General features: G+C 73.9%; 20 protein-coding genes. 11 read left to right on the top strand and 9 right to left on the bottom strand.

Annotation, left to right across the window (positions count from 1 at the left end):
• Positions 1-19: 19 nt before the first annotated feature.
• Positions 20-1,747, bottom strand: coding sequence for a metallophosphoesterase family protein (locus FB476_RS15315; RefSeq protein WP_141821006.1), 1,728 nt, complete (start codon positions 1,745-1,747; stop codon positions 20-22).
• A gap of 70 nt (positions 1,748-1,817) precedes the next feature.
• On the opposite strand from FB476_RS15315, the gene FB476_RS15310 reads away from it, so the two are divergent.
• Both FB476_RS15310 and FB476_RS15305 read left to right on the top strand, forming a co-directional pair.
• Positions 1,818-3,485 (top strand): FAD-binding dehydrogenase, encoded by a 1,668-nt coding sequence (locus FB476_RS15310; protein WP_141821004.1) that lies wholly within the window; start codon positions 1,818-1,820, stop codon positions 3,483-3,485.
• Between the two features lie 50 nt (positions 3,486-3,535).
• The gene (locus FB476_RS15305; protein WP_141821002.1) at positions 3,536-4,051 is read left to right on the top strand and encodes an NUDIX domain-containing protein; all 516 of its coding nucleotides are present in this window, start codon (positions 3,536-3,538) and stop codon (positions 4,049-4,051) included.
• 23 nt (positions 4,052-4,074) lie between these two features.
• Here the strand turns inward: FB476_RS15305 and FB476_RS15300 are convergent, their stop codons facing one another.
• The 4 genes from FB476_RS15300 to FB476_RS15285 all read right to left on the bottom strand — a co-directional run bounded on the left by FB476_RS15300 (position 4,075) and on the right by FB476_RS15285 (position 8,051).
• Positions 4,075-5,064, bottom strand: a complete 990-nt coding sequence (locus FB476_RS15300) for an NAD(P)H-quinone oxidoreductase (RefSeq protein ID WP_141821000.1) — start codon at positions 5,062-5,064, stop codon at positions 4,075-4,077.
• Positions 5,065-5,092: 28 nt separating this feature from the next.
• A complete protein-coding gene (locus FB476_RS15295) occupies positions 5,093-6,385 on the bottom strand; it encodes a NupC/NupG family nucleoside CNT transporter (RefSeq protein WP_141820998.1) in 1,293 nt (430 codons plus the stop codon).
• A 52-nt stretch (positions 6,386-6,437) separates the two neighbouring features.
• On the bottom strand, positions 6,438-7,184 hold the full coding sequence (locus FB476_RS15290; RefSeq protein WP_141820996.1) for a sulfite exporter TauE/SafE family protein: 747 nt from the start codon (positions 7,182-7,184) through the stop codon (positions 6,438-6,440).
• Between the two features lie 102 nt (positions 7,185-7,286).
• The gene (locus FB476_RS15285) at positions 7,287-8,051 is read right to left on the bottom strand and encodes an IclR family transcriptional regulator (RefSeq protein ID WP_141820994.1); all 765 of its coding nucleotides are present in this window, start codon (positions 8,049-8,051) and stop codon (positions 7,287-7,289) included.
• A gap of 42 nt (positions 8,052-8,093) precedes the next feature.
• Between FB476_RS15285 and FB476_RS15280 the strand changes: the two genes are divergently transcribed.
• Positions 8,094-8,690, top strand: coding sequence for an ASCH domain-containing protein (locus tag FB476_RS15280; RefSeq protein ID WP_170233687.1), 597 nt, complete (start codon positions 8,094-8,096; stop codon positions 8,688-8,690).
• Between the two features lie 72 nt (positions 8,691-8,762).
• On the opposite strand, the gene FB476_RS15275 is transcribed toward FB476_RS15280, so the two are convergent.
• A complete protein-coding gene (locus tag FB476_RS15275; RefSeq protein WP_141820991.1) occupies positions 8,763-9,317 on the bottom strand; it encodes a DUF937 domain-containing protein in 555 nt (184 codons plus the stop codon).
• Between the two features lie 215 nt (positions 9,318-9,532).
• Here FB476_RS15275 and hutH point away from each other — a divergent pair, with 215 nt between their 5' ends.
• Complete coding sequence (hutH, locus tag FB476_RS15270; protein ID WP_141820989.1) at positions 9,533-11,101, top strand: histidine ammonia-lyase; 1,569 nt, start codon at positions 9,533-9,535, stop codon at positions 11,099-11,101.
• 94 nt (positions 11,102-11,195) lie between these two features.
• Here the strand turns inward: hutH and FB476_RS15265 are convergent, their stop codons facing one another.
• Positions 11,196-11,777, bottom strand: a complete 582-nt coding sequence (locus FB476_RS15265) for a hypothetical protein (RefSeq protein ID WP_141820987.1) — start codon at positions 11,775-11,777, stop codon at positions 11,196-11,198.
• On the bottom strand, positions 11,774-12,127 hold the full coding sequence (locus FB476_RS15260) for a type IV toxin-antitoxin system AbiEi family antitoxin domain-containing protein (RefSeq protein WP_141820985.1): 354 nt from the start codon (positions 12,125-12,127) through the stop codon (positions 11,774-11,776). The genes FB476_RS15265 and FB476_RS15260 overlap by 4 nt, the downstream gene beginning before the upstream one ends.
• A 170-nt stretch (positions 12,128-12,297) precedes the next feature.
• Here FB476_RS15260 and FB476_RS15255 point away from each other — a divergent pair, with 170 nt between their 5' ends.
• The 6 genes from FB476_RS15255 to FB476_RS15230 all read left to right on the top strand — a co-directional run bounded on the left by FB476_RS15255 (position 12,298) and on the right by FB476_RS15230 (position 18,638).
• On the top strand, positions 12,298-12,648 hold the full coding sequence (locus FB476_RS15255) for a hypothetical protein (protein ID WP_141820983.1): 351 nt from the start codon (positions 12,298-12,300) through the stop codon (positions 12,646-12,648).
• Positions 12,649-12,746: 98 nt separating this feature from the next.
• Complete coding sequence (hutU, locus tag FB476_RS15250) at positions 12,747-14,411, top strand: urocanate hydratase (protein WP_141820980.1); 1,665 nt, start codon at positions 12,747-12,749, stop codon at positions 14,409-14,411.
• Positions 14,408-15,727, top strand: coding sequence for a YjiH family protein (locus tag FB476_RS15245; RefSeq protein WP_141820979.1), 1,320 nt, complete (start codon positions 14,408-14,410; stop codon positions 15,725-15,727). The genes hutU and FB476_RS15245 overlap by 4 nt, the downstream gene beginning before the upstream one ends.
• Before the next feature lie 19 nt (positions 15,728-15,746).
• The gene (locus FB476_RS15240; protein ID WP_141820977.1) at positions 15,747-16,637 is read left to right on the top strand and encodes a DMT family transporter; all 891 of its coding nucleotides are present in this window, start codon (positions 15,747-15,749) and stop codon (positions 16,635-16,637) included.
• A 4-nt stretch (positions 16,638-16,641) separates the two neighbouring features.
• Positions 16,642-17,937: an MFS transporter gene (locus tag FB476_RS15235; RefSeq protein ID WP_141820975.1), complete on the top strand. Its 1,296-nt coding sequence runs from the start codon at positions 16,642-16,644 to the stop codon at positions 17,935-17,937.
• The gene (locus FB476_RS15230) at positions 17,934-18,638 is read left to right on the top strand and encodes an MFS transporter (RefSeq protein WP_337678363.1); all 705 of its coding nucleotides are present in this window, start codon (positions 17,934-17,936) and stop codon (positions 18,636-18,638) included. The genes FB476_RS15235 and FB476_RS15230 overlap by 4 nt, the downstream gene beginning before the upstream one ends.
• Here the strand turns inward: FB476_RS15230 and FB476_RS15225 are convergent.
• Positions 18,613-19,095, bottom strand: coding sequence for an aminoacyl-tRNA deacylase (locus FB476_RS15225; RefSeq protein ID WP_141820971.1), 483 nt, complete (start codon positions 19,093-19,095; stop codon positions 18,613-18,615). The genes FB476_RS15230 and FB476_RS15225 overlap by 26 nt on opposite strands.
• A gap of 82 nt (positions 19,096-19,177) precedes the next feature.
• On the opposite strand from FB476_RS15225, the gene FB476_RS15220 reads away from it, so the two are divergent.
• Entirely contained in the window at positions 19,178-19,690 is a 513-nt protein-coding gene (locus FB476_RS15220) for a DUF4395 domain-containing protein (RefSeq protein ID WP_141820969.1), read from the top strand.
• Positions 19,691-19,731: the final 41 nt, after the last annotated feature.

The following is a 19,731-nucleotide window of genomic DNA, read 5'->3' as shown; positions in this document are numbered from 1 at the left end:
TCCCGCGCCGCCGCCCGCGTCAGGGTGCGGACGAGGTGGTCGCCGCGTCGTCGCGGGTCAGCGTCGGGGCGTCCCCGGCCGGGGTCGGGATCGTCACGGTCTGGGTGGCGTCGTCGGTGCGGACCGCCTCGTCCGTCGTCACGACCGGGCGCAGCGACGAGGTCAGCACCCCGAGCGAGGGGCCGCAGGTGCGCTCCTGCGGCGGGTCGGGCTGGATGGTGCGCCCGTTGACGAGACGGACGTCGTCGTACTGCGGCCGCCCCGAGACGAGGTTGCGATAGCTGTAGCGGACGAGGCTGACGATCGAGCAGTCCTCGCCGAAGCTCAGCACGTCGAAGCTGTAGGGATGGCCCTGGAGCTCACCGGCGGTGTCCGGGTCCTCCTCGGCGGCCTGCTGCGCCTCCTCGGTGAGGGGCGGCAGGCGGAACTGGTTGACCAGGCCGCCTCCGGTGAAGGACCCCACCTGGATGTGGCCGCGCGACACGTCGGGGGCGTGCATGTGACCGTTGACCGTCGCCCCGGCGGCCTCGACCCGCTCGGCGGCGTAGGGCTGGTGCGCGACGACGAGGTCGGTCGGCTCGTTGCCCTCGGTGAGCTCGCGGAAGCGCTCGGCCAGCGCGGCCTGCTCGCCCGCGAAGTCGGCGTCGCGCTGGTTGTAGAAGCGGGCGTCGTTGAAGCCGCTGATCGAGACCCCGTTGACGTCCACCCGCACCAGCTCGCCGTCCGTCGGCTCGAGGAGCAGCACGTTGGGGATCTGGGCGAGGCGGCGCAGCACCGCCTCGTCGGTCGCGGAGACGGCGTCGTGGTTGCCGCGCACGAAGATGTAGGGCACCCCGAGGCTCTCGATCCCGGCGTACATGCCGGTGAGATCGCCCTCGCGCGGCTGGCCGAAGTTGAGCAGGTCGCCGGAGTCGATGACGGCGTCGATGCGCTCGCTGGCGACGATCTGCCGCATGAGCGGGAACTGGTTCATCCCGTGCAGGTCGCTGACGAGCAGGAAACGGGCGGCGACGGGCACGTCGACCGTGCCGGGGGTGAACTCCTCGCGCAGCGCGTCGGAGAGCGCCAGCAGGTTGGTGACGTAGACCGCCCCGTGCGACGCGTTGCTGGCCAGGTTGTCGAGCAGCCGGGTGTTGGTCTGCACCAGCGACAGCAGCGACGTCGCGCGGTACTCCGCGACGTTGTCGACGCGGTAGGTGAAGTAGGCCGCGGCGCCCGGCCCGGCGAGGGCGACCGCGGTCGCGGTGGTGGCCGCCCCGACGACGCGGAGCAGGTGGTGCGGGCGCGCCACGGCATACGTGAGGAGGACGAGGACCGAGGTGACCAGGGCGCCGGTGGCGAACTTCCACCCGACCTCCCGGACCCCGTGGTCGATCGCCGCGCGCAGCTCCTGCTGGTCGGGCTGCAGCGCGGCGGCGTCGAGGCGGCCGCTGCGGAGCAGGTCGGTGACCTCCTCGCGGACCCCGACCTGGGCGGTGAGGCCCGGTGCGGGCAGCCGCCCCTCGAAGGTGATGATGACGTCGCCGACGACCGTCGGGAGCTCGACGGTGGAGTCCAGGCGCGGCGTCACCGAGACGTCGGCGGTGAAGTAGTCGGTCTCGGTGGTCACGGGCCACAGCTGGGTGGTGGCCACGCCGCCGAGGAAGGCGACGGCGGTCAGGAGCATCAGGACGACCCCGCGACGCAGCCCCGTGAGCACGGCGGGCGGCGGCACGGGCACACGTCGTCGGCTGTCACGGGTGGCCATCGCGCTCCCAGCGTAGACGCGCCCGCTCGGACGGGCGCCCGGTACCCACCCGCCCGCTACCCTCCCGGGCATGGACGCTGACGTCGTGGTGGTCGGGGCAGGACTCGCCGGGCTGGTGGCCACCTCCGAGCTGGTCGCCGCCGGCCGTCGGGTGGTGCTCGTCGACCAGGAGTCGACCACCCACCTCGGCGGGCAGGCCTGGTGGAGCTTCGGCGGGCTCTTCCTCGTCGACAGCCCCGAGCAGCGCCGGATGGGCATCCGCGACAGCGAGGAGCTGGCCTGGCAGGACTGGACCGGCAGCGCCGGCTTCGACCGGCTGGAGGGGCCGGACGCGCAGGACCGGTGGGGCCGGGAGTGGGCCCGGGCGTATGTCGCGTGGGCGGCGGGGGAGAAGCGGTCCTGGCTGCGCGAGAAGGGGATCGGGCTCTTCCCCGTCGTCGGCTGGGCAGAGCGGGGCGACGGCAGCGCCACCGGGCACGGCAACTCGGTGCCGCGCTTCCACATCACCTGGGGCACCGGGCCGGGCGTCGTCGAGCCCTTCGAGCGGGCGGTGCGCGACGGGGTCGAGCAGGGCCTGGTCGAGCTGCGCGGACGGCACCGCGTCACCGGCCTGGTCGTCACCGACGGGGCCGTCACCGGCGTCCGCGGCGACGTCCTCGGCGGGGCCGAGGTCGAGCGCGGGGCCCCGTCCGGCCGGGAGGTGGTGGGCACCTTCGAGCTGTCGGCCCAGGCGGTGGTCGTGACGAGCGGCGGCATCGGCGCCAACGCCGACCTCGTGCGCCGGTGGTGGCCGGACCGGCTGGGCACCCCGCCGGTCGAGATGGTCACCGGTGTCCCGGCCTACGTCGACGGCTCGATGCTCGACCCCGTCGAGGCGGTCGGCGCGCGGCTGGTCAACCGCGACCGGATGTGGCACTACGTCGAGGGCCTGCCCAACCACTCGCCCGTCTGGCCGGGGCACGGCATACGCATCCTGCCGGGGCCGAGCTCGCTGTGGCTCGACGCGCTGGGGCGGCGGCTGCCCTTCCCGTGCCTGCCCGGCTTCGACACCCTCGGCACGCTGGCGCACCTGCGGACCGCGGCCCCGGAGCACGACCACTCCTGGTTCGTGGCGACGACGACGATCCTGGGCAAGGAGTACGCCCTCTCCGGCTCGGAGCAGAACCCCGACCTGACCGGGCGGTCGGTGCGGCAGGTGCTGGGCCGGGTCACGACGGGGGTGCCCGCTCCGGTGCAGCGCTTCGTCGATTCCGGCGCCGACGTGGTGCTGGCCGACACCGTGGAGGAGCTGGCGGCCCGGATGAACGCGCTCACCGGGTCGTCGCTGGTCGACGCCGCCGAGCTGCGGCGGCTCGTCGAGGCGCGTGACCGCGAGCTGACCAACGACTACGGCAAGGACGTGCAGACCGCGCTGGTCAGGGCGGCCCGGCGCTCGCGCGGCGACCGGCTCGTGCGCACCGCGCCGCCGCACCGCTTCCTCGACCCGAAGCACGGGCCGCTCGTCGCGGTCCGCCTGCGGGTGCTCACGCGCAAGACGCTCGGCGGGGTCCAGACCGACCTCGACGGGCGGGCGCTCGCCGCGAACGGCACCCCGGTGCCGGGGCTCTGGGCCGCCGGCGAGGTGGCCGGCTTCGGCGGGGGCGGGATGCACGGCTACCGCTCGCTCGAGGGGACCTTCCTGGGTGGCTGCCTCTTCGGCGGGCGGCAGGTGGGGAGGGCGCTGGCGGCCTCGCTCTGAGCGGGGTCGTCGGGGGCTCGTCCGGGCCGGTCGTGTGGTTGGCTGAACCAGTGGACTGGCAGACGATGCGGCGCAAGGCGGGGACCGCCGCCCTGGTGGGCTTCCGGGTGCTGCCGACGCCGCTCAAGCGGGCCGCGGTCCGGGTGGGATCGCCGAGCTACACCGTGGGGGCGGTCTGCGTCCTCGAGCACGACGGGGCCGTGCTCTTCCTGTGGCAGCCGCACCGCGAGGGATGGAGCCTGCCGGGCGGGCTGCTGGGCAAGCACGAGGAGCCGGCCGACGCGGTGCGCCGCGAGGTGGCCGAGGAGGTCGGCCTCGACATCGACCCCGGCGAGCCGGTGACGGTGCGGGTCGACCCGGAGAACCAGGTCGTCGACGTCGTCTTCCGCGTCGAGCTCGAGACCCGTCCCGAGCTGGAGCTGGCCACCGAGGCGCGCAAGGCGCAGTGGTTCACGCCCGAGCAGCTCGCCGAGGCCGACCGCGACACCTTCGGCATCATGGCCGCGCTCGCCCGGTCGGCGCAGCCACCGCGGACGGGGCGGTTGAGGGACGGCGCGCAGGGCTGAGGGCGCGAAGCCGCCCCGGGGGTCTAGGCGCGGACGTCGAGCAGGATCTTGCCGACGTGGCCGGAGGCCTCCATCTCGCGGTGGGCCTCGGCGGCCTGCTCGAGCGGGTAGCGCGACTGGATGACGGTCCGCACCGCGCCGGCCTCGATCCAGGGCCAGACGTGCTCGCGCACCGCCGCGACGATCTCGGCCTTGCCCGCGGTGGAGCGCGAGCGCAGCGAGGTGGCGATGACCCGGCCGCGCTTGGAGAGCAGCTGACCCAGGTTGAGCTCGGCCTTGGTGCCGCCGAGCAGCCCGATGACCACCAGCCGCCCGTCCGGGGAGAGGGCGTCGACGTTGCGGGCGAGGTACTTGGCCCCGACCACGTCGAGGATGACGTCGGCGCCGCGGCCGTCGGTCGCGGCCCGCACCTCCTCGACGAAGTCCTGCTCGCGGTAGTTGACGAGCACGTCGGCGCCCAGCTCGCGGCAGGCCTCGAGCTTGTCCGCGGAGCCGGCCGTGACGGCGACGCGCGCGCCGAGCTGGCGGGCGACCTGGATCGCCATGGTGCCGATGCCGCTGGAGCCGCCGTGGAGCAGGACCGTCTCGCCCTCGCCCAGGCCGGCCTCGAGGACGAGGTTGCTCCAGACCGTGCAGGCGACCTCGGGCAGCGCGGCGGCGTCCGCGAGGCTGATGCCGGACGGGACGGGCAGCAGCTGGCCCACGGGCACGGCCACCTGCTCGGCATACCCACCACCGGCGAGGAGCGCGCAGACCTCGTCGCCGACCGCCCAGCCGGCGTCGTCGGTGCCCGGGCCGAGCGCGGCGATCGTGCCGCTGACCTCGAGGCCCGGCAGCGGGGAGGCGCCCTTGGGTGGGGGGTAGTAGCCCTTGCGCTGCTGGACGTCCGCGCGGTTCACGCCCGCGGCGACGACGTCGACGAGCACCTCGCCCTCGCCGGGCACGGGCGGGTCGACCTCGGCCGGGACGAGGACGTCGGGGTCACCGGGCTCGTTGATCGTGATGGCGCGCATGCGTCCACCCTAGAGAGCCCGTCGGCGGTCAGCCGATCAGGATGCCCGCGATGGTCGCGCTCATGAGGTTGGCCAGCGTGCCGGCCGCGATCGCGCGCAGGCCGAGCTGCGCGATCTCCTTGCGTCGGTCCTTGATCAGCCCGCCCAGGCCACCGAGCAGGATGCCCAGCGAGCCGAGGTTGGCGAAGCCGGTCAGCGCGAAGGTGACGATCGCGGCGGTCTTGGGGCTGAACTCCTCGATCGCCGGCGCGAAGTTGCTGAAGGCGACGAACTCGTTGACGACGACCTTCTGCCCGACGAAGCTGCCCGCGCTGGTCGCCTCGGCCCAGGGCACGCCGATGGCCGTCATGACCGGCGCGAAGACGTAGCCCAGCAGCTGCTCGAAGGTCAGGTCGGGCTGGCCGAACCAGCCACCGACGACGCCGAGCAGCAGGTTGATGAGGGCGATGAGCGAGATGAAGGCCAGCAGCATCGCACCGATGTTCAGCGCGAGCTTGAGGCCGTCCGCCGCACCGGAGGCGGCGGCGTCGATGACGTTGCGGTACTCCATGCCCGCGACGTCGTCCTCGTCCGGCTCGGACTCGTCGGGTGGGGCGTCGCCCTCGTCCGACTCGTTCTCGTCGTTGATGCCGTCGTCGTCGGTCTCCTCGTGCTCCTCGGGCTCGGTCTCCGGCTCGAGCAGCTTGGCCATCATGAGCGCTCCGGGGGCCGCCATGAAGGAGGCGGCGATGAGGTATTCCAGCGGGGCGCCGAGCAGGGAGTAGCCGACGAGCACCGAGCCGGCGACGGTCGACAGGCCACCGACCATGACGGCGAAGAGGCCCGAGCGCGTCAGCCCGCCGAGATAGGGGCGGATGACCAGCGGGGCCTCGGTCTGGCCGACGAAGATGTTGGCCGCGGCGTTGACCGACTCGGCCTTGCGGGTGCCCAGCGCCCAGCCGAGCGCGGCGCCGAGCTTCTCGACGACGACCTGCAGGATGCCGAAGTGGTAGAGCACCGCGGTGAGCGAGGCGAAGAAGATGATGACCGGCAGCACCTGGAAGGCGAAGACCACGCCGGCGTCCTCGCCCTGCGGCAGCACCGGGCCGAAGAGGAAGCCGATGCCCGCGTTGGCCGAGTTGATGACCGCCTGGACACCCTCGGAGACGGCGCGCAGCGCGGCCTGGCCGGCGGGCCAGTAGAGGACGAGCACCCCCATGGCGACCTGGATGGCCAGGGCGGTCAGCACGGTCCTCCAGCGCACCCCGCGGCGGTTGGAGGAGAGCAGCAGGCCGAGCGCGATGAGGGCGACCATGCCCCCGAGGCCCCAGAGGATGTCCATGCGCCCCGACGGTAGTGACGCGGGGGCGCCGGGGCGAGCGCGATCGACTCGGCTAGAGCGTGACCAGGCCGCGGACCAGCGCCGTCACCGCGCCGGTGAGCGCGACGGCGGTGGCGATGCGAGCGGCGGTCCGCATCGAGAGCCGGCGCGACACGGGTCGGCCGAGCTGCACGCCCAGCAGCGCCGCGACGGCGAGCGCGGGCCAGGACCACCACGGCACCAGCCCGGGGTCGGGCCCGGCCCCGACGAGCATCTTGGTGACCACCGAGGAGGCGTTCGCGACGAGGAAGACCGGCTGCAGGGTTGCGGCGAAGCTGCGCTGGTCCCACCGGGTGGCCAGGGCGTAGGCCTTCATCGCCGGGCCGGCGACGCCCGCGGCCGTGTTCATGAAGCCGGCGACGAGCCCGGTGGCGACGCCGGCGATCCCGCCCCGGCCGAGCGTCGTGCGGCGGGCGAGGACGGCGCTCCCGACCAGTGCCAGCAGCACGCTGCCGCCGACGAGGATGTCGAGCCAGGACTTGGGGGTCGAGCGCACGGCCAGCGCGCCGCCGATCGACCCCAGGACGATGAGCGGCGCCAGCCGGCGGAAGCCCCGCCAGTCGACGTGCCGGCGCAGCGCGCCCAGCACGAGCAGGGCGACGACGACGGCCGCCGCGTTGCTGACGGTCACGCCCGTGACCGGGCCGAGCAGCAGGGTGGCGAGCGGTGCGACGACCATGCCCATCCCCATACCCGCGACGCGCTGGAGCAGTCCGCCGAGCAGGACGACGGCGCAGATCAGCAGCACCGAACCGGTCACCGCGCTCCTCTCCCGGGACGGCGCGGGCGGAGGTCGTCCGCGCCCGGTCACGCTACCCGCGGGCTCCCGGGGGTGCGACGCGGGGAGGGGTCGGGTGCCCGCTCAGCCGCGGCGGTGCCCGAGCCGGCGGGAGATCTCGGCCGCCGCGCGCCGCACCTGGGTCACGACCTCGTCCCGGACCTCCGGCGTGAGGTGCACCCGCTCCGCGGTGACGGCGACGCCGGCGACGGGGTGCCCGGAGTGGTCGAGCACCGCGGTGGCGACCGAGTCGAGGCCGGGGGTGACGAAGCCCTGCTCCAGGGCGTAGCCCCGGGTGCGGGTCTCGGTCAGCAGCGGCCGCAGCGTGGTCAGCGACGTCGGGCCGACCCCGTGCCGCTGCACGAAGGCGTCGGCGGAGGGGAAGAGCGCGCGGACCTGGGCCGGTGGGAGGGCGGCGAGGATGGCCAGCCCGGTCGCCGTGAGGGAGGCCGGGAGACGGACGCCGACGTCGGAGACGAGCGAGGGGCGGCCCGCGACGCGCTCCTCGATGAGGTAGACGACGTCGCGCCCGTGCAACGCGCCGAGGTGGGCGTTGTGGCCCGTCGTGTCGGCCAGCCGCGCGAGCACAGGGCGGGCGAGGCGCTGCAGCGGGGCGTGCCGGGTGTAGGCCGAGCCCAGCTCGAAGGCCGCCACCCCGAGGCCGTAGCGGCGCTCCTCGGGCAGGTGCACCACGAAGCCGCGGTCGGTGAGGACCGCGAGCAGGTGGTAGGTCGTCGAGCGCGGCAGCCCGAGCTCGCGGGCGACGGTCGCGGCGGGCAGCGGGGTGGCGTGCCGGGCCAGCAGCATGAGCACGTCGAGCGCGTGCGCTGCAGCGGGTGCGTTGGCCACCGCGCCAGTATGCCGTCGCGCGGCCGTCTAGGGTTCGGTGCCATGGACGACGCCGAGATCAGCCGCTTCTGGGCCGACGCGCGGGTGCGCGGCGGCCTCAACCCGGTCGAGTCCTACATCGGGGCCAGCGCGTCGAGCGTGGTGCCGCCGCCCGCGTGGTCCTACGGGTCGACGCCGCAGGAGTCGGACCGCTTCGTCGAGCAGGTGCTCGCGGGGGCCCGGACCGCGACGTCGAGCCTGCTGTCGTCCTACGAGGAGGAGGCGCAGCGGCAGGCGGCCCTGGAGGAGTCCCGTCCCGTCGAGGCGTCGGGCGACACCCTGGTCCGGACCGCCGTCGACGTCGCGCTGCCCGAGCCCGGGCTGCTGTCGATCGTCCTCGACGGCCAGGAGCGCCCGCGCGCGCTGATCCGCACGACGCACGTGCAGGTCGCACGGCTGGGCGACGTCGACGCCGAGCACGCCCGGCGCGAGGGCGAGCACTCGCTGGAGTCGTGGCGGCGGACCGTGCGCACGACGCTGGCCGCCGAGCTGGCGGAGGGCGAGGTGCTCGGCGACGACACCCGGGTCGTGCTGGAGCGCTTTGTCTGCGTCGTGCCCGCGACGGCGCGTCGGGCGGCCCGCCGGGCCGGGCTGCTGTAGCCGGGCCCGACGGGGAGGGCCGGCGGTGCCGACCGGTCGATCGAGGGATGCGAGGCCGGGAGGCCCCGGAGCTCAGCGCCCCTTGAGGATGCTGCCGAGCAGGTCGTCGAGACCGCCGGCCTTGCCCGCGCCACCGCCGGCGCCGCCGAGGATCCCGCCGAGCAGGTCACCGAGGATGCCACCGCCGGCGCCACCGGCACCGCCCGCGGCCGCGCCGCCGGGCAGCTGGCCGCCGACGCGCTTGGCCAGCCAGGACAGCACGATCGGGGCGAGGATCGGCAGGAGCTTCTTGACGAGGTCGTTGCTGGCCCCGCCGGTCGCGCCGAGGCGGTTCACCACGACGTCGGTGTTGTCGCCGAAGACGTGCCCGACGATCTTGCGGCCGTCCTCGGGGTCGACCTGGTCGAGGTTCACCCCGCCGTCGACGACGGGGGAGGCCTCGTGGCGGCGGAGCGCCCCGGCCAGGGACTCGGCGCCCTGCGGATCCTGCGCGTTGAGCTGCATACCTCCGACGAGGGCGGGCAGCAGCTGGCGCACCGCCTGCTCCGTCTCGGCCTCGTCCGCGCCGACGCGGGCGGCGAGCTGGGAGACGGGAAGGGCGGCGAGCAGGTCGTCGAACTGGCTCATGATGGCCTCCTGTGGGCGCGGCCCCAGTGGTCGGGCCGTCTGCGACCGAGCGTAGTGCGGGCTTCCGGACAGCCGCCAGGGTCCCCCTACCTGCCGGACGGCGGCCCGGGCCTCCGGCGCACCCCCGGCGCCCTGCCCCCGCAGCGTCTGTCATGCGAGACGCAAGACGAGCATCCGGGGCGCGACGGCATACCGGGATCGTGTGGAGTAGCGCCATGACCCGTCTTCCGTCTCCCACCGCTCCGTCCGAGGTCGTCGTCGACGTCGGACCGCTGAGCCACGAGGACGTCGTGGCCGTCGCCCGGCACGGCGCCCGCGTCCGCCTCTCCGACGCCGCCGTCGAGGGGATCGCCGCGACCCGCCGGATCATCGAGGGCCTGGCCGACGACAGCGAGGCGCACTACGGCATCTCGACCGGCTTCGGCGCCCTCGCCACCACCAGCATCCCGCCGGAGAAGCGCGCCCAGCTGCAGCGCAGCCTCGTGCGCAGCCACGCCGCCGGCTCGGGCCCCGAGGTCGAGCGCGAGGTCGTGCGGGCCACGATGCTGCTGCGCCTGTCGACCCTGGCCACCGGGCGCACCGGCGTGCGGCTCGAGACCGCCCAGGCGTATGCCGCGCTGCTCGACGCCGGGATCACCCCGGTCGTGCACGAGTACGGCTCGCTGGGGTGCTCCGGCGACCTGGCCCCGCTGGCGCACTGCGCGCTCGCGGTCATGGGCGAGGGGTCCGTGCGCGACGCGTCCGGCACGCTGCTCCCGGCGGCCGAGGCGCTCGCCGCCGCCGGCATCTCGCCCGTGGAGCTGCGCGAGAAGGAGGGGCTGGCGCTCATCAACGGCACCGACGGCATGCTCGGCATGCTCGTGCTGGCGCTGCACGACCTCGGCACCCTGCTCGCCACCGCCGACGTCGCCGCGGCGATGAGCGTCGAGGGCCAGCTGGGCACCGACGACGTCTTCGCCGCCGACGTGCAGGCGCTGCGCCCGCACCCCGGCCAGGCCGCCTCGGCCGCCAACATCCGCACGGTGATGGCCGGCAGCGCGATCCGCGAGAGCCACCGGACGGAGGCCTGCACCCGGGTCCAGGACGCCTACTCGCTGCGCTGCTCCCCGCAGGTCCACGGCTCGGCCCGCGACACCTGCGACCACGCGCGGATGGTCGCCGACCGCGAGCTGGCCGCCGCCGTCGACAACCCGGTCGTCACGCTCGACGGCCGCGTGGAGTCCAACGGCAACTTCCACGGTGCCCCCGTGGCGCACGTCCTCGACTTCCTCGCGGTCGTGACGGCCGACGTGGCGAGCATCGCCGAGCGTCGCACCGACCGGTTCCTCGACGTCGCGCGCAACCACGGCCTGCCGCCCTTCCTGGCGGACGACCCGGGCACCGACTCGGGCCTGATGATCGCTCAGTACACCCAGGCCGCCGTGGTCTCCGAGCTCAAGCGCCTCGCGGCCCCGGCCAGCGTCGACTCGATCCCGTCCTCGGCCATGCAGGAGGACCACGTCTCGATGGGCTGGAACGCCGCCCGCAAGCTGCGCCGCTCCGTCGACGGCCTGGCCCGCGTGCTCGGCATCGAGGTGCTCACGGCCGCCCGCGCGCTGGACCTGCGCGCGCCGCTCGCGCCGGCCCCCGCGACCGGTGCGGTCGTGCGGCTGCTGCGCGAGGCGGGGGTGGAGGGTCCGGGTCCGGACCGCTTCCTCTCGCCCGAGATCGAGTCGGTCGTCGACCTCGTGCTGGACGGCCGCGTGCGCGCCGCCGCCGAGGAGGTCGCCGGGCCGCTGGCCTGAGGGGGCGTGGCGCTGGTTCCCCTTCAGCGCAATCACAGTGGTGGTTTGTGGTCGTCATGACGACCACGAACCACCACTGCGTTTGGCGGCCTCGCTAGGAAACGGCCTGGACGGGACAGGACGGCGAGCACCGGTGCGGGCGTCCGGTCCAGCCGCGCTGGCGGAGGGCGAGCGCGAGGTCGCTCGCCACCTCGCACGGCGTCTGGTCGAGCTCCAGCGGCGTGACCCGGAGCGTGATCTCGCCGCGGCCGGCGGCCCTGCGGTCGCGCCTCCGGTCGTGGTGGAACCGCTCGCCGGCGTGCCAGAGGCGCCCGTCGATCTCGACGTTGACGCGGAACTCCGCGGACCTGAGGTCGGTGCGCGTGCGGTCCGGCTGCTTCGCCTGCCGTGCGAAGGGGGGTATGCCGTGCGGCGCGCGGACCCGGCCCTCGAACCAGGTCTCGGGCAGGCTCTCGGCCCCGTCGGCCACCTCCCAGAGGGCAAGGCGCAGCTGGTGGCGGAGCCGGTGGCGTGCGCGGGACTCCAGCTCGTGGAGCAGCGTGTGGCCGTCGACGAAGTGCGTCTGGCAGGCGCGGGCAGCGAGGGCCACGGCGGCGTCCGCCGAGCAGCTCTGGCGGTCGGCGAGGTCGATGACCGTGACGGCCAATCCCGTGGCCGGCAGCCCGCCCGCGTTCACGGCGTCCACCTGGATGCGCCGGCGACCTCCATCCCGGCGACCGGCAGGCGATGACGCTGTCTCGGCACGGCCACCGTGATCGTCGTCGGTGCCGCGCGCTCGAGCCCCCAGAGGTGGGCCGCGGACTCCAGCGCCGGCGCGCTGCCCGGGCCGGCGCGCAGGAGGGCTGCCCGGGCGCGCGCCTTCCACTCCACCTTCCCGCTGTTGGTCAGGTAGACGCACCGGTGGATCGTCCTCCAGTCGCCGCGGGTGAGCCGCCACTTGATCTGGGCCGGCGTCATGCCGCAGCCCAACGCCTGCTCGCGGCTGACGACGCCCTGCTGCCTGCGGGCGAGGCGGGTGAGGTCCATCCCGCGATGCTGCCCGGACGAGCGACGGGCGGACACCAGTTGTCCACAGGTCTGACCCGCCCCGGAGAGAGGCTCGACCACGTCCGGCCCGAAACACAGTGGTGGATCGTGGCGGTCATGACAACCACGACCCACCACTTCGTCCCGCTCGTGCGACAGTGGCTCACCTGATGAGCGAGCTGACCTGGGTCCTGACCGCCTGCTCCCTGCTCTTCGTCGGCGCGGGGGCGTTGGGCTACCTCGGCGTGGCCAGGAGCTGGGTGACGACCTTCTGGCCGTCGCCGCGCTGGATCTTCGCGATGCTCTGGCTCGGCCTCGCCGCCCTGCTCACCACCATCGCGCTGCCGGCGCTGGATCGTCCGGCCGTGGCGCTCGTCCTCGGGGTCCCCGCCCTGCTGCTGTGGCTCGTCGGGCTGGTCAGCCTCGCCTGGATGCCCCGGTGGCTGCTGCCCCGGTGGTTCGTGCGCCGGCGCGACGCGATCGACGACGCCGTCCTCTCGGTCGACCAACCTCACGTCTGACATCCGAGACGGACGCTCCGCTCGGAGCCTCGACGGGCCACCCCGCGGCCGGTCGAATGGGAGGTAGTCCACCGTATACCTCGTCGAAGGAGACCTCCATGGAAGGCGCCCGCCCGGTCCGTGCCGCCCGCGGCACCACCCTCACCGCTCGCTCGTGGGCCACCGAGGCCCCCCTGCGGATGCTCATGAACAACCTCGACCCCGAGGTGGCCGAGCGTCCGGACGACCTGGTCGTCTACGGCGGCACCGGCCGCGCCGCGCGCGACTGGAAGAGCTTCGACGCGATGGTGCGCACGCTCACCGACCTGCGCGAGGACGAGACGATGCTCGTGCAGTCGGGTCGCCCGGTCGGTGTCTTCCGCACCCACGAGTGGGCGCCGCGCGTGCTCATCGCCAACTCCAACCTCGTGCCCGACTGGGCCAACTGGCCGGAGTTCCGCCGCCTCGAGCACCTGGGCCTGACGATGTACGGCCAGATGACCGCCGGCTCGTGGATCTACATCGGCACGCAGGGCATCCTGCAGGGCACCTACGAGACCTTCGCGGCCGTCGCGGCCAAGCGCTTCGGCGGCACCCTCGCCGGCACGCTGACCCTGACCGGCGGCTGCGGCGGCATGGGCGGGGCGCAGCCGCTGGCCGTCACCCTCAACGGCGGCACCTGCCTCATCGTCGACGTCGACGAGTCGCGCCTGCGCCGCCGGGTCAAGAGCCGCTACCTCGACGAGGTGGCCCCCGACCTCGACTCCGCCGTCGAGCGCGTGCTGCGCGCCAAGGCCGACAAGGAGGCCGTCTCCGTCGGCGTCGTCGGCAACGCCGCCGAGGTCTTCCCCGAGCTGCTGCGCCGCGGCGTCGAGATCGACGTCGTCACCGACCAGACCTCGGCCCACGACCCGCTGTCCTACCTGCCGGTCGGCGTGAGCCTCGAGGAGTGGCACGAGTACGCCGAGAAGAAGCCCGAGGAGTTCACCGACCGTGCCCAGGCCTCCATGGCCAAGCACGTGGAGGCCATGGTCGGCTTCCTCGACGGCGGCGCCGAGGTCTTCGACTACGGCAACAGCATCCGCGACGAGGCCCGCAAGGGCGGCTACGACCGCGCCTTCGACTTCCTGGGCTTCGTCCCGGCCTACATCCGCCCGCTCTTCTGCGAGGGCAAGGGCCCCTTCCGCTGGGCCGCGCTCTCCGGCGACGAGAAGGACATCTACGCGACCGACAAGGCCGTGATGGACCTCTTCCCGGAGAACGACCACCTGCAGAAGTGGCTCCGCGGAGCCCGCGAGAAGGTCGCCTTCGAGGGCCTCCCGGCGCGCATCTGCTGGCTCGGCTACGGCGAGCGCGACAAGGCCGGCGCCCGCTTCAACGAGATGGTCGCCAGCGGCGAGGTCTCGGCCCCGATCGTCATCGGCCGCGACCACCTCGACTGCGGCTCGGTCGCCAGCCCCTACCGCGAGACCGAGGGCATGATCGACGGCTCCGACGCGATCGCCGACTGGCCGCTGCTCAACGCCCTGGTCAACACCGCCTCGGGCGCCTCGTGGGTCTCGCTGCACCACGGCGGCGGCGTCGGCATCGGCCGCTCTCTGCACGCCGGTCAGGTCTCGGTCGCCGACGGCACCGAGCTCGCCGCCCAGAAGCTCGAGCGCGTCCTCACCAACGACCCCGGCATGGGCGTCATCCGCCACGTCGACGCGGGATATGCCGAGGCCGAGGCGGTCGCGCAGGAGCGCGGCGTCCGCGTCCCGATGCGGGAGGGCGAGCCGGCATGACCACGGATCTCGGGGGGAAGGTCGAGACCGCCCGGCCGCAGATGTGGAAGTTCTTCGTGCTGTCCGCGATCGGGATCGTCATGTTCTTCGTGCCGATCACGATCGGGGAGCGCAGCACGATCCCGCTCGACCACATCGTCAGCTGGCTCCGGGAGACGGTCCCGGCGGCGCTGCCCTGGTACGCCCTCCTCCTCATCGCGGCGGGTGCGGCATACCCGTGGGTGAGCGGCACCTGGCGGCGCAACCGCACCACGACCGTCTTCTCCGTGCTGCGGGTGGTCGGCCTCGTCGTCGGGGTCATGCTCGTCCTCGAGGTCGGCCCGGCGTGGCTCTTCGAGGACGACATGGGGCCGTTCCTGCTCAACTCGCTGGTCGTGCCCGTCGGGCTGCTCGTGCCGATCGGCGCGGTCTTCCTGGCGATGCTCGTCGGCTACGGGCTCATGGAGTTCGTCGGCGTGATGGTGCGGCCGATCATGGTGCCGCTCTTCCGCACGCCCGGTCGCTCGGCCATCGACGCGGTCGCCAGCTTCGTCGGGTCCTACTCGCTCGCGCTGCTCATCACCAACCGGGTCTACCTGGAGGGCAAGTACAACCGCCGCGAGGCGATGGTCATCGCGACCGGCTTCTCGACGGTCTCGGCGACCTTCATGATCGTCGTCGCCAAGGCGCTCGACCTCATGGGCCACTGGACGCTCTACTTCTGGTCCACGCTGGTCATCACCTTTCTCGTCACCGCGATCTCGGTGCGGATCTGGCCGCTGTCGCGCGAGCCCGAGGAGTATGCCGAGGGCGCCACCCCGCAGCCCGAGACCGATCCCGAGGGCTCGCGGCTGGCGACCGCCTGGCAGGAGGCGCGGGCCACGGTGGCCGCCGACCCCGGCATCGGGCGGACGGTCCTGGCCAACCTCAAGGACGGCCTGCTCATGGCGATGGCGATCCTGCCCTCGATCCTCTCGGTGGGCCTGATCGGCCTGGTGCTGGCGAAGTACACCCCCGTCTTCGACTGGCTGGGCTACCTCTTCTACCCGGTGACCTGGGCGCTGCAGATCCCCGAGCCGATGCTCGTGGCCAAGGCCGCGGCGCTGGGCGTCTCGGAGATGTTCCTGCCGGCGGCGCTGGTGGCCGGGTCGGCGATGTCGGTGAAGTTCGTCGTCGCCGTGGTCTGCGTCTCGCAGGTCATCTTCTTCTCGGCGATGGTGCCCAGCCTGCTCGGGACGCAGCTCCCGATCTCGATCCCGAAGCTGCTGGTCATCTGGTTCGTCCGGGTGGTGCTGAGCCTCGTGCTCGCCATCCCCCTGGCGCTCTGGCTCTTCTAGCTCCCCCTACCCTCTGAGGGTGCCGCCCGTCCTGCTCCTCGCCCTCGCGGCGCTCTTCTGGGCGGGCAACTACCTCGTCGGCGAGCAGGTCGTGCGCCGCCTCGACCCGCTGTCGATGACCTGGCTGCGGTGGGCGCCCGCCGTCGTGCCGCTCCTGGTGCTCGCACACCTGGTCGAGCGGCCCGACTGGCGGGCGCTGCTGCGCCGGTGGCGGACCCTCCTCGCCGTCGGGCTGGTCGGCCTCGGTGCCTATCCGTTCCTGCTCTACCTGGCGCTGCGCCATACCTCCGCGGTCAACGCCTCGATCGTCAACGCGGTCAACCCCGCCGCGATCGTCGTCGCCGCCGTCCTCCTCGGCCAGGCCAGGGTCGCCCGCCGCGGCTGGCTCGGCGTGGGCCTCGGCCTGGTCGGGGTGCTGCTCGTGCTCACCGAGGGCGACCTCGACCGGCTGCTCGGGCTGCGCCTCAACCCGGGCGACCTGCTCATGCTCGGGGCCGTCGCGGCCTGGACCGTCTACACGCTCGCGGGCCGCCGCCTGACGCTGCCGCCGCTGGCCGCGACCGCCGCGCAGGCCGCGCTCGTCACGCTCGCCCTCGCCCCCGTCGTCGCGGTCTCCGGGCTCCAGCTGCCCTCGGAGTCCTCGACCTGGTGGGGCCTGCTCTACATCGTCGTCTTCCCGTCCATCGGCGCCTACCTGTGCTGGAACTGGGCCGTCCCGCGGGTCTCGCCCGGCACCGCCGCGACCTCGATGAACCTCGTCACCGTCTTCACCGTGCTGATCTCGGCGGTGCTGGGCCGCCCGCCGACTCTCGTCCAGCTGCTCGGCGGCGTGCTCGTCATCGGCGGCATGCTGCTGGCCACCCCGCGGGCCGCCCGGACGGGACCGGCCCCCGGCGGTGGGGCACCATGACGGCGTGACCACGTCCGTCCGCGTCTACCAGCGGCTCGTCCGCGCCGACCGCTCCGACCAGACTCCCGAGGAGCAGCGCCGGACCGGTGCCGCCGGCCTGCGCCAGATCGCGGCCAACACCCTGCAGTCGGTGGGCGACGAGGTCGTCAACGCCAAGACGGTGCTGCCCTGGGCGCTCACCGCGGTCGGCGCGCCCGCCCCCTTCCTCGCCCTCCTCGTGCCGGTCCGCGAGTCGGGCTCGATGCTGCCGCAGGCCGCGATGTCGCCGGTGCTGCAGCGCTCGCCCCGCCGCCGCCACTTCTGGCTCTGGGGCGCCGCGGGCCAGGCCCTCGCCACGGCGGGTATGGCGTGCGCCGTCGCCGCACTCTCGGGCTGGGCCGCGGGCGTCACGGTCGTCCTCTTCCTGGCGGTCTTCGCGCTCGCCCGCTCGCTCAACTCCCTCGCCGGCAAGGACGTGCTGGGCCGCACGGTGCCCAAGGGGGAGCGTGGGCAGATCAACGGCATCTCCACACTTTTTGCCGGCGCCGTCGCGATCACCCTCGGCCTCGGCATCCGGATCCTCGGCGGCTCGGACGTCTCGGTCCACGTGCTCGCGCTGCTGCTCGCCGCGGCGGCGGTGGCCTGGGTGCTCGCGCTGATCGTCTTCGCCGGGGTCCGAGAGCCGGAGGTCGAGCCGGTCGAGCCGCCGGCGGAGGGCTGGGTCGCCTCGTCCTGGCAGCTGCTGCGCGACGACGGGCCGTTCCGGCGCTTCGTGCTGGCCCGCGGGCTGCTGCTCGTCTCGGCCCTGGCGCCGCCCTTCGTCGTCACCCTCGCCGCGCAGGCGGGGGAGACCGGCCTGTCGGGGCTGGGCCCCTTCGTCGTCGCCCAGGGCGTGGCAGGCCTGCTGGGCGGCCGGATCTTCGGGCGGCTGGCCGACCGGTCGTCGCAGCGGCTGATGACCTGGGCCGCGGGGGCCGCGACCGTGCTGCTCGTCCTCTTCCTGCTCCTGCACCTGGGCCCGGCCTCCGGCGGTGGCGCGTGGCTGTGGCTCTACCCCACGACCTACCTGCTGCTGGCGCTGGCGCACACCGGCGTGCGGGTCGCCCGCAAGACCTACGTCGTCGACATGGCGGGGGAGGAGAGGCGCACGCGCTACGTCGCGGTGTCCAACACCGCGATCGGCGTGCTGCTGCTCGTCGTCGGCGCGGTCTCGGGCGGGCTGGCGGTGCTCGGGCCGGTCGTGGCCCTCGTCTTCCTCGCGGTGCTGGGCGGCGTCGGGGTCGCGGTGGCGCGGACCCTGCCCGACGTCAGCAAGCGCTGACGGGGACCCGGGAATATCCCCGGACGCGTGCGATAAGAGAGGTTCAGACCCGTTCCCCCGCGCACGCGCGAGCCCGAGCTCGACCCCTCGAGCGCGCCCGCCTCAAGCGCTTCTCGCCGCGCGACATGCTCCACCCGCAGGTGCTGCCCGTCGCCACCTTCATGCTCGTCATGGCCGTCGGCTACTCCGGCGTGCTCACCTACCTCAACTCCTACGCCGCCGACAAGGGCCTCGAGACCGGCGCCAGCGTCTTCTTCCTGGCCTACGCCGTCGTGCTCTTCGTCGCCCGCATCGTCCTCGGCCCGCTGCAGGACCGCCGCGGCGACAACCTCGTGGTCTACATCGCGATCGTCGCCTTCGCGCTCAGCCTCGGCCTGCTCGCCGTGGCGGGCTCGGACCTGGTCCTCGTGCTCGCCGGCGGTCTCATGGGCCTGGGCTTCGGCACGCTGATGTCGGCCCTGCAGACGGTCGCCGTCACCCGGGTGCCGCGGCACCGGATGGGCGTGGCCATCTCCACCCACTACTTCATGATCGACCTCGGCGTCGGGGTGGGCCCGGTCGTGCTCGGCCTGCTGCTCGCCCAGATCGGCTACGCCCCCATGTATGGCGTGCTCGCCGCCGGTCTCTACGACGGGGTGCACGGTCGTCGTGACCGCGCGCGTCGCCGGTCGACGGTCAGCGACCCGCTGACGGCTCCGTGACGTCGGCCACCTGCGCCTTCCAGTAGGCCAGGGCCGCCTCGGCCGTCACCGTCACGGCGACGCCGTGGGCGCCGGCGCCGAGGGAGATCTGCCGCTCCGCGTCGCCGGCGAGCGTCTCGTCGGCGACGACCGGCCAGGCCGTCGTCGCGCCGAAGGGCGTGATCGTGCCGCGCTCGTAGCCCGTCACCTCGCGCGCCACCTCGGCGTCCGGCATCGACAACCGGTTGACGCCGAGCACCGCGCGGAGCTTGGGCCAGGAGATCTCCCGGTCGCCCGGGACCAGCACGAAGAGGTAGTCGTCCTCGCCGCGGCGCACGACCAGGGTCTTGACGATGTCGCGCGGCTCGACGCCGCGGGCCTCGGCCGCCTCGGCCAGCGAGCCGACGCGGCCGTGGCGGGTGACGGCATACTCCAGGCCGCTGCTGACGACCGCGGCCAGGGCGCGTTCCTCGCTCATGCCGCCACGCTACCCGCGCCATCCTGATGCGGTCGGACGGCGCGATTGCATAACTCGGGGTTGGAGGCTGCATAATATGAAGATGCAGTCCCGATTCCCCGCCGTCGTCGACGACGTCACCGTCCGCCTCATCGCCGGCGTCGTCCTCGTCGTGGTCCTGGCGAGCCTCGCCCTCCAGCAGTGGTGGCTCTTCCTGCCGCTCGCCGTCGACTTCACCCTCCGCGCCGCCCTCGGCCCGAAGGCCAGCCCGGTCGCACGCTTCGTCTCCGCGGTGGTCCGGCCCCGCGTGACGGCGCTGCCCCACCCGACCGCCGGCACGCCCAAGCGCTTCGCCGCCGCCATCGGCGCGACCATGACGGTCGCCGCCTCCGTCCTGTGGCTCGCGCACCTGGCGACCGGGGCGGGCTGGCTGATCACCGGGGTCGTGGCGATCGCCGTGGTCATGGCGGTCTTCCCGGCGCTCGAGGCCTTCGCCGGGCTGTGCGTCGGCTGCGTGATCTTCGGCTGGCTCATGAAGGCCGGCGTGGTGCCCGAGGACGTCTGCGTGGAGTGCTCGACCATCACGGCGCGGCTGAGCGCCGCGGAGCCGGCCTGACCGGTCCCGTCTCGCATCCCGGACGCTGCCGACAGGTCGGG

The sequence above is a fragment of the Ornithinimicrobium humiphilum genome, assembly GCF_006716885.1.
Classification (GTDB): domain Bacteria; phylum Actinomycetota; class Actinomycetes; order Actinomycetales; family Dermatophilaceae; genus Ornithinicoccus; species Ornithinicoccus humiphilus.
Note: the sequence above shows the minus strand (reverse complement) of the source record. Positions and strands in the feature narration are given on the sequence as shown.

Bases quoted from the DNA above. Each gene is read 5' to 3' on its own strand.
- FB476_RS15315 (WP_141821006.1), bottom strand. From the start codon at position 1,747: ATGGCCACCCGTGACAGCCGACGACGTGTGCCCGTGCCGCCGCCCGCC.
- FB476_RS15310 (WP_141821004.1), top strand. From the start codon at position 1,818: ATGGACGCTGACGTCGTGGTGGTCGGGGCAGGACTCGCCGGGCTGGTG.
- FB476_RS15300 (WP_141821000.1), bottom strand. From the start codon at position 5,064: ATGCGCGCCATCACGATCAACGAGCCCGGTGACCCCGACGTCCTCGTC.
- FB476_RS15295 (WP_141820998.1), bottom strand. From the start codon at position 6,385: ATGGACATCCTCTGGGGCCTCGGGGGCATGGTCGCCCTCATCGCGCTC.
- FB476_RS15280 (WP_170233687.1), top strand. From the start codon at position 8,094: ATGGACGACGCCGAGATCAGCCGCTTCTGGGCCGACGCGCGGGTGCGC.
- FB476_RS15275 (WP_141820991.1), bottom strand. From the start codon at position 9,317: ATGAGCCAGTTCGACGACCTGCTCGCCGCCCTTCCCGTCTCCCAGCTC.
- hutH (WP_141820989.1), top strand. From the start codon at position 9,533: ATGACCCGTCTTCCGTCTCCCACCGCTCCGTCCGAGGTCGTCGTCGAC.
- FB476_RS15260 (WP_141820985.1), bottom strand. From the start codon at position 12,127: ATGGACCTCACCCGCCTCGCCCGCAGGCAGCAGGGCGTCGTCAGCCGC.
- FB476_RS15255 (WP_141820983.1), top strand. From the start codon at position 12,298: ATGAGCGAGCTGACCTGGGTCCTGACCGCCTGCTCCCTGCTCTTCGTC.
- hutU (WP_141820980.1), top strand. From the start codon at position 12,747: ATGGAAGGCGCCCGCCCGGTCCGTGCCGCCCGCGGCACCACCCTCACC.
- FB476_RS15245 (WP_141820979.1), top strand. From the start codon at position 14,408: ATGACCACGGATCTCGGGGGGAAGGTCGAGACCGCCCGGCCGCAGATG.
- FB476_RS15225 (WP_141820971.1), bottom strand. From the start codon at position 19,095: ATGAGCGAGGAACGCGCCCTGGCCGCGGTCGTCAGCAGCGGCCTGGAG.
- FB476_RS15220 (WP_141820969.1), top strand. From the start codon at position 19,178: ATGCAGTCCCGATTCCCCGCCGTCGTCGACGACGTCACCGTCCGCCTC.